7 protein-coding genes are annotated in these 8,497 nt (G+C 37.2%); 4 read left to right on the forward strand and 3 right to left on the reverse strand.

What is annotated here, in order from left to right:
- Together A2003_RS05720 and rpmE are read left to right on the forward strand one after the other, a co-directional pair.
- Positions 1-411, forward strand: a 411-nt coding sequence (locus tag A2003_RS05720) for an SDR family NAD(P)-dependent oxidoreductase (protein ID WP_286686946.1), incomplete at its 5' end; no start/stop codon positions are given.
- Between the two features lie 266 nt (positions 412-677).
- Positions 678-902, forward strand: coding sequence for a 50S ribosomal protein L31 (gene rpmE / locus A2003_RS05725; RefSeq protein ID WP_004662919.1), 225 nt, complete (start codon positions 678-680; stop codon positions 900-902).
- An 87-nt stretch (positions 903-989) separates the two neighbouring features.
- Here rpmE and A2003_RS05730 read toward each other — a convergent pair whose 3' ends face one another.
- From A2003_RS05730 to epmB, 3 genes are read right to left on the reverse strand one after another with little or no spacing between them, the layout of a single operon-like run.
- Entirely contained in the window at positions 990-3,098 is a 2,109-nt protein-coding gene (locus tag A2003_RS05730; protein ID WP_286686947.1) for an EAL domain-containing protein, read from the reverse strand.
- Entirely contained in the window at positions 3,080-4,831 is a 1,752-nt protein-coding gene (locus A2003_RS05735; protein ID WP_286686948.1) for a cyclic-di-GMP receptor FimW-related protein, read from the reverse strand. Before A2003_RS05735 ends, A2003_RS05730 begins: the two co-directional genes overlap by 19 nt.
- A gap of 11 nt (positions 4,832-4,842) precedes the next feature.
- Positions 4,843-5,859 carry an EF-P beta-lysylation protein EpmB gene (gene epmB / locus A2003_RS05740; protein WP_004953344.1) on the reverse strand — a complete coding sequence of 339 codons (1,017 nt, stop codon included), beginning with the start codon at positions 5,857-5,859 and terminating at the stop codon, positions 4,843-4,845.
- Between the two features lie 87 nt (positions 5,860-5,946).
- Here epmB and efp point away from each other — a divergent pair, with 87 nt between their 5' ends.
- Entirely contained in the window at positions 5,947-6,516 is a 570-nt protein-coding gene (efp, locus tag A2003_RS05745; RefSeq protein ID WP_004913097.1) for an elongation factor P, read from the forward strand.
- 177 nt (positions 6,517-6,693) lie between these two features.
- Positions 6,694-8,497: carbon starvation CstA family protein (locus A2003_RS05750; RefSeq protein WP_286686949.1), on the forward strand; the 1,804-nt coding region annotated here is incomplete at its 3' end.

Raw genomic sequence — 8,497 nt, forward strand, 5'->3', positions numbered from 1 at the left:
ATTGTAAATATTGGTTCTATCGCTGGGTTGACGGGTTTAGCGGGAAATCCAGCATATGTGGCAAGTAAGCATGCGGTTACTGGTCTCACTAAAAATGCTGCAATTGATTATGCACCTTATGGGATAAGAGTAAATTCAGTAAATATGGCCGCTACCGAAACCGCAATGACAGATACAGCCTTTAAAAAAGTAGCTACGTTACAAAAAGAACGAGCAAAAAATCCTGAGTTGGCAAAAATGCCTAATACGGCGATGTTGAAAACTCAAAGTCTTTTAATGTTTGCTGATTCCAAACATAGAATGTCTACACCTGCAGAACAAGCTAGTGTTATTTTATTTTTACTATCAGATGAAGCTTCAAACATTACAGGTGCAACTTGGGCTACCGATGGTGGATGGACTACTTTTTAATGGCCTTATAAGACAAACTAGTCTCCAAAATAATTAAGTTAGTTTTTCAATGTCTTCGTGAGTATTTACATATTTTAAATTTATTGGAAATGTGTATAATACTCCCCACTTGTTGGCTTTGCTCTGACCTAAGATGTCTCGGTGAGTCAAAAGAAATGGTCTGTTGTGGTATTGATCTGCGAGTATAAAACTCTGCTTTCCTCATCTTGAGAGTGATCAATTGCGATAACAGCTTAAGCCTTTCTTACTAAATAGGAGCATCGACCATGCGCGCCGATATTCACCCTAAATACGAAAAATTAGTTGCTACTTGCTCATGCGGTAACGTAATCGAAACTCGTTCTGCACTTGGTAAAGAAACTCTTTATCTTGACGTATGTTCAGCTTGCCACCCATTCTATACTGGTAAACAAAAGAATGTAGATACTGGTGGTCGTATCGACAAGTTCAAACAACGTTTCTCTGGTATGTCACGTTCTATCAAACGTTAATATCAAGAAAAACAAAAAACGGGCTATATGTCCGTTTTTTGTTGTCTCTAAAGCCTCTCCTTTATAAAAGGAGAGGCTTGTAGATTTCTATTGATCCTGTACGTCAGTTAAACGATCAAGTTTCTTTTGGAAGTAGTTGCCTTGTAAGAAGCGCGCTTCAACATTCCAAGCATTTGCGAATAAATTCATGTCATTTAAATCAGTCAGTAAAATTTCTACAGATTTCATACCGATGAAATTCAGAATTTTTTCCTGTAATTTTGCCATATCTTTCTCGCTAGCTAACATCTTGGAAAGTTTGCTATGTAGGCATAAATATTGGGTATCAATTTGCGTAAGAATAGATTCGCTATAAAGTGAATCACCAAAATTGCGTATTGAAACTTCAGCGCCGTATTGACGGAGTAGAGCGACTTGCTGCTGAGCTTGGGACAGATTTTGTTGCAGACTATGCTCTGAGAACTGAACAATAAGCGGATGAGCTTGTTTACTTCCAATAATTGTAAGAAGTTTTGCGACCAACTCAGGTAATTTTTTATCATTAATTAGAATGTGATGGTTCAAATTAACGATTAGTTTAGCTTTGGGATATTGAGTAATAAAGTTGTGTAGTTGTTTACACGCTTCTACAAGAATCCAGCGGTCAAGTTGTACAGATAACTCAGGATCATCTTTTAAATCGGCTAGATCACTTAAATCAATCCATTGATTATCATGAATAAATCCTGCTGTAACCTCATAGGTATGAGTATGTTGATCCTGCTTATCATAAAGTTGTTGATATTTTAATTGGATGGAGCCAGCATCTAGTTTCTGTTTTAACTCTTGTAATAAGGTTAATTTAACAGAGGTTTGAATATGTTCGGTTGTAAGACCGATATCGGCATCTATCTTTTGACTATTGAAAACAGGAAGTGGTGTAGCAAAAGCTTTTGAGAGTAATTGTTCAAAAGCAGATTCATTTGAAATTGGTTGATTTAACTCACAATAACCTAATTTTAATTGGAGTGGAAAGGTGTGATTATCTGTCACAAGAAGTTGAGGTTTTTGTAGACCATTCAAACCAATGAGTAATGAGTTTAATACTTCTTTGGATTCAGCTTGGATTAAGCCTGCATACAGTGCTGTTTCAATTTTATGAATTGGGACGTTGACTTGTTCTTTAATGAAATTTTGAATATTTGAAAAATAAGACTTTGTTCCACGCCAATCAGATTGAAAAACTTCATTTGGACAATGATTTAAGCCAAATAAAACTAAGGCATTCACATTTGCAGGATGATTGCTAAGATGGCGATTAATTTGTTGTAAAGATGAATTTAAACTTGAAAGTTTTTCTGCTGGAGCAATCGTTACAGTAGGCGCGACTGTAGTTGGTTCAGATTTTTGTGTGGTTTGAGAAGGACATTCGATATTGAGTTGAATTTCATCATCATTTCCAGATGGTAAAAACTCTACATGTAATGGATTGTTTTTTACATTGGAATTGAGTGTTTTGATCTCAAAGCGAGCATGTTCAAATTGACCTTGAGAAATCTTCTTAAAGCGTAGTTTAAATTGAGCTAAATCTTCAGGTTGTAAAACATCTAGTAATGGTAAACCAATCAAATCATCTTCATTCTCGAAACCAAAAAGAGTCGCATACTCTTTGTTGGCACTGAAATGAATTCCTTCTTGTAACACTGCGACCGCTTTATGAGTTTCAGCAACTAGCGATTGTGCTTGTGTTTGTGCGGCTTCTAATTCATTCAATAGACGATGTTCAGCTTGTACTAATCGGCTATATGATAATGCACGAATGATGCTGATATAAAAATGATCAGGGGATTTTAAACTAAGAACATCATAAATGCCTTTATGAATATAGTTTTGATACTGTTGCGCATCGAAGTCTTCTGGTTCAAGCAATAAAACGGGCAAATTAGGTTGTGATGATGCTTGAATCAAAGAGAGAGTTTGTTCGATTTTTAAATCATAAGCTCTACCGAAAATCACTATATCCCAAGGTAGATTCAGTTGCTTTTCAAATGTTTTAAAATCATCCAATAGACAAGCTTGGACTTGATGTTCTTGTGCAGAAAATAATTGCAAAATTTGATTATAACGAAGTTGGTTATCATCAATAATTAATAAGCGTGTTTCAGTACGTTTTAACTTTTTAGAGAGTAGAGAATTTCTCACTTCAATGCTTCCCATAAATCTTGATCATTTGTATCCATATTCTTTTGTGCCATAAATTTTTGAAGATTAGGTTCATCTTCTTCATTGAGCAATTCGAAATCAAACTGGACAAAACTTTGAGTAATTAACTGTGCTGTTAATAAGTACACTTTTACTTCCTCTTTCCCCAATCGTAAATGAATAGCTTGCTGTTCTCTGAAAATTTGCGAACCTGGCAATATGATTGTTGTTTTTGTTTCATCCAGATTATGATTTTTTAAAATAAGTGCAGGGTGGTAATTACTCACATGGCGGTCAGATTGAATACGTACTGCGCATGGGAAAATATCCTGTGCTAAAACCTCTAAACCGAGTTCAAGGCTTTTTTCACTGGATTGTTTAAGCCAACGAATAACACCACCTCGCCAATGACCATGTGAGGTTTCTTTCACCAAGATATATTCGCCAGTCCGAAGGTTTTTAGGTGCTTCAGTCGTCCATTTAATACGATATCCATTTACACTAATATCAAGAATGTCTGCTTGATAAACTGCTTTACTTTCACGGCTTAAACGTTGGATGGAAGATTCTTGATTGTCAGAAGATTCTTTTTTATCCCACGATGACAAAAAGCGAGATTCGCTTTGTAATCCATAGCCATGTTCAAGTTGAAGAGTTTCAGCGAAGTTCTTTGCTTTAGATAGATAGAAATGAGCGGTGAGTAATCCAAAACAAATATGCAACTGCGCAGAGTACTCATAACGCTCGTGACGTCGTTCTGCAGTGGTGCCAAGAATCGTTTGAACATGGAACTTCAGCGCAGGTGTTAAATAGATTTTTTCATTTTTAGAAATATATTCTGCATTTTTGTGAAGTGTTGCAGTGACATGATCTAAAAGACTATTGGTGCTGATGAAAATATTTGGATTAAATCCCGAACTCTGTTTCTTATTATAAATAGGTGGGTGATCTTTACTGGTATCAACTACATATTTGGTTAACTCAGTTTCATTTGGTAATAGTTGCAGCATTTTCGCCCAGTCAAAGCTGCATTGGAATAAAGCTTGAATCTCAGATTGGCGGATTTGATTGGTGTTAAAGATATCTAGCAAAATAAGTTGTGCATAAGCTTGAGCAACATTATTGAGGCTTGGTTTACCTGCTGGTTGTTCCAAAGTAGTATGATGATATTTATGAGTTACAGCTGCATCATAAAGTTGGTGAGCAATGAGCCATTGTCCTGCAACAGGTTCACTATAAAGCATATGTTGCTGATACAGGAGTTGAGTGAGTTGTTGTAATGCTTGGAAAGTCGCTAAGGTTCTTGCAGTCTGGAGATTTTTCTTTTGATTTAATGCAAAAAAAGAAAATTTTTGATGCTCAAGTTGATCGCTACTTCGGCGAACAATATTGATATAAATCGCTGCGAAGTAACAACGCAAAAGCATTGCTAGTTCTATAATGTGTTCATTACGATCAGAGGTGATGACACCTTGATTAAAAAAATTCTTTTCTAGACTACCTAAAACATTTTCGATGGTAGGGTGTAGTGTCTGTATTAAATCAAAACGTAAAGTTTCTGAGCATTCTAATTCACTTAGCTCAAGTAAAGCTGAGAATAATGCTTTAGAGGTATCACCCAATTGCATTATGGCAAGTGTTGAAATCCATTCGTTCAAGCTTTTAGTGTTTGAATCACAAAAACTGAGTTTATCCCTTCTTAAAACAGTGGGAATTTGAAAAATATCCGAAAATGCATTATCCATCATTGTAATCAATCTCAGAACGTTTGAACCCCAAAAAGCGGTGTTTTATTTTTTTCGCCCGCAATTTCCCTTACGAGTTTAGGGACAAGATATCCAGGTAAACTCGCTAAAACATCAGTATATATATGATCTATCTCTGAAGACCTTAAATCAAAATGTTGAGCGCCTTTTACTTTATCTAATACATGAAGATAATAAGGCATTACACGCGCGTCAAATAAACGCAAACTTAAATTATTCAAAATTTCTGCAGAATCATTCACACCTTTGAGTAAAACTGCTTGATTTAGCACTGTAATATGGTGTTCTGATAACTGTAATAACTTTGAACAAGTAAAGTCGTCAAGTTCAGCTGCGTGATTTGAGTGTATCACTACTACAATGCGTAGCCTACTGTTTTTTAATATAGAAATCAGCTCTTCATCGATTCGATTTGGAATAACGACGGGAACACGTGAATGAATTCTCAGAATCTTAATCTGAAGGAGAGATGCTAGACGTTCCAACCAAAGTGCTAATTTTCGATTTGATAAAGTTAGGGGGTCTCCACCACTCAAAATAACTTCATTAATTTGTGGATTTTGCTCAATATACTGTTTGATATTAATCCAATCATCATTTTTGGGTAGGTTTTCTTGGTATGGGAAATGGCGACGGAAACAATAACGACAATGAATCGCACATGCACCAGTTAAAGTCAGTAAAAAACGTGATTGATATTTATGTAGAACTCCAGCCATTTGATTAGCTGCTTCTTCACCAAGTGGGTCAGTAACAAATTCGGGATGATCTTCAAGTTCTAAATGATGAGGTAAAACTTGTAGCAATAAGGGATCAAAAGGATCTCCAATGCTCATTTTTCCGACGAATGCGCGTGGAACACGTAATTTGAACTGTTCAGAGGCAAGGATTGCCCCTGATAATAACTGTTCAGTGGATAACTCAAGCAGATTTAACAACTCTAAAGGATCAGTAATTAGATCACTGAGTTGTGATTGCCAGTTTTTCTCTTGATGTAAATAGTTTATCATGCCATACGTTAAAATAGTGTTAGCCTAAAGGCTATTGGCCTAGTCTAGCATTAATAGATTTGAGTTTTAAGTTGGAGTGCGCCTTTCATGGCCTATTATTCTACAAATGATTTTAAAGCTGGCCTTAAGGTCATGCTGGATGGTAACCCATGTTCAATCATGGAAAATGAATATGTAAAACCAGGTAAAGGTCAGGCGTTTAACCGCGTAAAATTACGTAACCTTCGCTCTGGTAAAGTATTAGAAAAAACATTTAAATCAGGTGATTCTTTAGAAGCTGCTGATATTGTAGAAGTAGAAATGGAATACCTCTACAACGATGGCGAAATGTGGAACTTTATGGATCCAGTAACTTTTGAGCAAATCGCTGCTGATAAAACAGCAATGGGCGACGCCGCAAAATGGTTAAAAGATGATTCAAATGAAAAATGTACAATCATGTTATTTAATGGTGTACCTTTAACTGTAAGCCCACCAAACTTTGTTGTGCTCAAAATCGTTGAGACTGATCCAGGTGTACGTGGTGACACTTCTGGCGGTGGCGGTAAGCCAGCGAAACTTGAAACAGGTGCTGTTGTACGTGTTCCATTATTTGTTCAGCAAGAAGAAAGCGTTCGTGTAGATACTCGTACTGGTGACTACCTAGAGCGTGCGTAATCGTTAAACATAAAGTATACGATTATCGAAGGGATGATAAAGAATCATCCCTTTTTTTATGCCAAAGTATTAGATAAATCTATTTTAATAAACGATAAACTCACGAAGATATTTTCTAAAGAAAATATAGGAATGGAAATCCAAATCACCAAAAGTGAAATATTTGAGAGGTTTTGAATGGAGATAACACAAGCAAAAACATCGCTTTCCTCTAAGATTCTATGGAGTTTAGTTGCCATTATCGGGGCAATTTCTTTTGGGATATTGGCGGTGAGTCGCGGTGAGCATGTAAATGCAGTTTGGTTGGTTCTCGCTGCTGTCTGTGTATATAGCATTGCATATCGGTTCTATAGTTTATTTATCGCAAACAAGGTTTTTGAATTAAACCCAAGGCGATTAACCCCAGCTCATCGTTTAAACGATGGTTTGGATTATGTTCCTACCAATAAATACGTATTATTTGGGCATCATTTTGCGGCGATTGCTGGTGCTGGTCCTTTAGTGGGACCAATTCTAGCGGCTCAGATGGGTTATTTACCAGGAACAATTTGGTTGCTCGTCGGTGTTGTGATTGCAGGTGCAGTTCAAGATTTTCTTGTGCTGTTTATCTCCACACGTCGTGATGGTCGTTCATTAGGTGAAATGGCAAAGCAGGAATTGGGTACTTTTGCTGGTGTTATCGTCATGCTTGGTACATTGGGCGTGATGGTGATTATTCTTGCAGTACTTGCACTGGTTGTGGTCAAAGCATTAGCTCATAGCCCTTGGGGTGTATTTAGTATTGCTGCAACGATTCCTATTGCATTATTTATGGGCGTGTACATGCGTTATCTTCGCCCAGGTAAAATTGCAGAAGTCTCTATCATTGGTTTCGTCTTAATGATGGCCGCGATTGTTTTTGGTGGTGATGTCGCAAAAGATCCGTATTGGGGACAGTTATTTACCTTAAGTGGAACGCAATTGACATGGGCATTAATCATTTATGGTTTTATTGCATCAGTCTTACCAGTTTGGTTACTGTTAGCACCACGTGATTATTTATCAACATTTCTTAAAATTGGTGTAATTGCTGGCTTGGCGATCGGTATTGTATTTGCAATGCCTGATTTGAAAATGCCTGCGGTAACGCATTTTGTGGATGGTACAGGACCTGTTTTCGCAGGGACATTATTTCCATTTCTATTTATTACAATTGCTTGTGGTGCCATTTCTGGTTTCCATGCGCTAGTTTCTTCTGGTACAACGCCTAAGCTCGTCGATAACGAAATAAATATTCGTATGATCGGTTATGGTGGAATGTTGATGGAATCTTTTGTCGGCATTATGGCAATGATTTGTGCGACTGTACTTGATCCAGGAATCTATTTTGCGATCAATGCTCCTGCAGCAGTGCTGGGTACAACTGTTGATACGGCTGCTGAAGCTGTTCGTAATTTAGGTTTCATCGTTACACCAGAAATGTTAACTGTACTCGCACAAGAAGTGGGTGAGAGCTCTATTTTATCTCGCACAGGCGGTGCACCGACTTTTGCGATTGGTATGGCACATATCATTTCTGAAATTTTCAATAGTCGTTCAATGATGGCTTTTTGGTATCACTTCGCGATCCTGTTTGAAGCATTATTTATTTTAACCGCGGTGGATGCAGGAACACGTGCTTGCCGTTTTATGGTGCAAGATACGGTCGGGATAGTTGTACCTGCGGTTAAACAATCTAGCTCTTTTTTTGGAAACTTAGTTGGAACTTTTGTTGCGGTTGCTGGCTGGGGCTTCTTCGTTTATCAAGGTGTCGTTGATCCTCTAGGTGGCATTAATTCGTTATGGCCACTCTTTGGTATTGGTAACCAAATTCTTGCATCAATGGCATTAATCTTGGGTACGGTGATTTTATTCAAGATGAAGAAAGAGAAATATGTATGGGTCACAATCGTCCCAACAGTTTTCTTATTTATCACTTCTATGACTGCAGGTTGGCAAAAAA

Origin of the sequence: Acinetobacter sp. GWC1_38_13 (assembly GCF_001767535.1) — a bacterium.
GTDB classification, from domain to species: Bacteria; Pseudomonadota; Gammaproteobacteria; order Pseudomonadales; family Moraxellaceae; genus Acinetobacter; species Acinetobacter junii.

What these genes read in the sequence shown, in the direction of transcription:
- rpmE (WP_004662919.1), top strand. Translation starts at nt 678, where the DNA reads ATGCGCGCCGATATTCACCCTAAATACGAAAAATTAGTTGCTACTTGC.
- A2003_RS05730 (WP_286686947.1), bottom strand. Translation starts at nt 3,098, where the DNA reads ATGGGAAGCATTGAAGTGAGAAATTCTCTACTCTCTAAAAAGTTAAAA.
- A2003_RS05735 (WP_286686948.1), bottom strand. Translation starts at nt 4,831, where the DNA reads ATGATGGATAATGCATTTTCGGATATTTTTCAAATTCCCACTGTTTTA.
- epmB (WP_004953344.1), bottom strand. Translation starts at nt 5,859, where the DNA reads ATGATAAACTATTTACATCAAGAGAAAAACTGGCAATCACAACTCAGT.
- efp (WP_004913097.1), top strand. Translation starts at nt 5,947, where the DNA reads ATGGCCTATTATTCTACAAATGATTTTAAAGCTGGCCTTAAGGTCATG.